The organism is Actinomyces sp. HMSC065F12 (assembly GCF_001814535.1).
Taxonomy (GTDB): domain Bacteria; phylum Actinomycetota; class Actinomycetes; order Actinomycetales; family Actinomycetaceae; genus Pauljensenia; species Pauljensenia radingae_A.
In genome coordinates this window covers 1-1,993 of the sequence record NZ_KV817011.1, presented here as the reverse complement: position 1 = coordinate 1,993, position 1,993 = coordinate 1, and the positions used below count along the sequence as shown (strand labels likewise).

5 protein-coding genes are annotated in these 1,993 nt (G+C 55.8%); 2 read left to right on the top strand and 3 right to left on the bottom strand.

Features of this window, described 5'->3' with window-relative positions; genetic code table 11:
• The 3 genes from HMPREF2975_RS08195 to HMPREF2975_RS08185 form a co-directional block, all read right to left on the bottom strand.
• Positions 1 to 292, bottom strand: a 292-nt coding sequence (locus HMPREF2975_RS08195; RefSeq protein WP_227469338.1) for a hypothetical protein, incomplete at its 3' end; no start/stop codon positions are given.
• A 43-nt stretch (positions 293 to 335) separates the two neighbouring features.
• The gene (locus tag HMPREF2975_RS12330; protein WP_141757351.1) at positions 336 to 815 is read right to left on the bottom strand and encodes a hypothetical protein; all 480 of its coding nucleotides are present in this window, start codon (positions 813 to 815) and stop codon (positions 336 to 338) included.
• 262 nt (positions 816 to 1,077) lie between these two features.
• Positions 1,078 to 1,497: a helix-turn-helix domain-containing protein gene (locus HMPREF2975_RS08185; RefSeq protein ID WP_070727004.1), complete on the bottom strand. Its 420-nt coding sequence runs from the start codon at positions 1,495 to 1,497 to the stop codon at positions 1,078 to 1,080.
• A gap of 76 nt (positions 1,498 to 1,573) precedes the next feature.
• On the opposite strand from HMPREF2975_RS08185, the gene HMPREF2975_RS13105 reads away from it, so the two are divergent.
• Positions 1,574 to 1,807: a helix-turn-helix domain-containing protein gene (locus HMPREF2975_RS13105; protein ID WP_083314488.1), complete on the top strand. Its 234-nt coding sequence runs from the start codon at positions 1,574 to 1,576 to the stop codon at positions 1,805 to 1,807.
• Positions 1,804 to 1,993: helix-turn-helix domain-containing protein (locus tag HMPREF2975_RS08180; protein WP_193600023.1), on the top strand; the 190-nt coding region annotated here is incomplete at its 3' end. The genes HMPREF2975_RS13105 and HMPREF2975_RS08180, both read left to right, overlap by 4 nt.

The window sequence follows — 1,993 nt, the reverse complement described above, 5'->3', positions numbered from 1 at the left end:
ACCCGTACTGCGACTCAGCCCACATGTAATCCACACGATCAATCATCATGCACGCCGTCTCCTCATCCACACGGCGCTCCACGGGCTCCGACTGATGCCCATCATGCTGATTCTGCACGTGGATAGACTCGTGGATGAGAGCAAAAAGCCGCTGCGGCATAGTCAGGCCGTGGTGGATCATGACGAGATTGTGCCTCAGGGAATAGGCTCCCCACAAGCCGTCTGGCAGGCGCGCATCAGTGACGCGGATGCCCTGCCGCTCTATCCAGTCGATCACGCTGATCTCGCTCACCCTCGTGCTCACGGCAGCAAGTGTAAGGGAGGGCGGGTGCATTTCAGACCCGCTTGGGAATCCCACTGGTGGGGTAGGACTGCCCGGCCTCCATGTCGCGGCGAGCTAGGTATTGTGTCCAGCGGACGAGCGATTTTTCGCTATCAAAAAACCACACCCACAGGCCGTCAGGCACCACTCTGATGATGATGTCTAGGCAGCAGTAATCGGGATCATTGCGTAGCACGTCGAGCGCTTCTGTCTGCGCGTCTTCGTAGAGGTAGCCGATTTTCATGTCCTCTATGTACACTGCTACCGCGTCCTCGTCGTACGTGTTTTCTGGTTCAAGGCGCATGGTGGCCGTGGCTCGGACTGTGCCGAAATTAAAACCGGTCGCCTGTGCGACAATGCGTCGCACGGCTGGTTTGAGGTCCTCCATGACGTAGAGGGTGCCTCGGTTGGAGTCCTCGGTCATGAGGTCGTCCCAGTAGATGTGCTTGCCGTCTGGCACGCTACGGAACTCTCTGGGCTGCGCAATGCTCATGTCCCGGGCGAGTACGGTCTGGGATTGTCGGCTTGCGTCTCGTGGCTCTCGCTGCTTGATAAGCGGATGTCCATGCGCTAACCGACGCTCCCCTATGATCAGAAAGATTGTGGCCGCGATTAGGAAGACGAGGAAGACGGCCGCCGCTCCTCTGCCTTCGGTGTCAGAGGGAAGTAGTACTCCTATTAGTAGAAGTAGGTCGAGTATGACGAGTGGTACGAGGAATACGCGTAGGAGTATGAGTGCGACGCGGTTAGTTGTTTCAGTCTTCATAGTGAGTGTCCTGTGATTCCTCGCCCTCTGGTGCGGGGGCTGGGTCGGTCTCGGTGTCTTTCAGTGTGGATGCTGCGTATTTGTGTTCTTCGAGTATTGCGTCGGCTTCGCGCTGATTTTCCTGCAGCGTGGTTGCGGGGAATCGAAGGACGGTGGCAGTGTGGCTTTGATTGTCGATTGCTGCTTTAAAAAATGCCTGATAGTCACTGTGTGGGTCGAAGTATGTGACGATTTTTTCTATGTCGTCGATTGTGAATGGCGCTTCATCGCGTAGGCGTTTGGCGACGTAATTTTGGCTTTTCCCTATGTTTTGAGCGAGTTCTAAGCCTGATGATCGTGATGCTGCGAGGCGCGCTCTGATTTCGGCTGATACGCATCGTTGCAGTAGGGATGACTTTTTCTCAACCATATGACGATTATACCCATTTAGACACGCGGGCGCCCAATGTTTGACTAAATAACTCGCCTGGGTTAGAGTAACTTACATGAGTTACACACCGACACTCACACAGCTAGTAGCTGGCAACCTCCGAGCCGAAATGGCACGGAGACGGAAAACCAGCCTCGACCTAGCCGAAGCGCTCAGCACATCTCAATCTACCGCATCCAGACGCCTCCTCGGAGAGAATCCGCTCGACCTCGACCAGATCAGCAAAATCTGCGAATGGCTCGGAATACCAGTAGAAAACCTCCTCACGCAAGACAGGACCACACCATGACGGGCCGCGTGTACACAGCTCGAGAAGTGGCCGACATGGAGCGAATCCACCTTGTCACCCTCTATGGGTACCTCAAGGAGGGGCGATTCCCGGGAGCGTATAGGGCAGGCGAGCGCGCGTCATGGCGCATACCCAGCGAGGCCATTAAACGTCATAGGCAGTCCTACGGTCTCAAGCCTCCCGTAC

Bases quoted from the DNA above. Each gene is read 5' to 3' on its own strand.
- HMPREF2975_RS12330 (WP_141757351.1), bottom strand. From the start codon at position 815: ATGAGCATTGCGCAGCCCAGAGAGTTCCGTAGCGTGCCAGACGGCAAG.
- HMPREF2975_RS13105 (WP_083314488.1), top strand. From the start codon at position 1,574: ATGAGTTACACACCGACACTCACACAGCTAGTAGCTGGCAACCTCCGA.
- HMPREF2975_RS08185 (WP_070727004.1), bottom strand. From the start codon at position 1,497: ATGGTTGAGAAAAAGTCATCCCTACTGCAACGATGCGTATCAGCCGAA.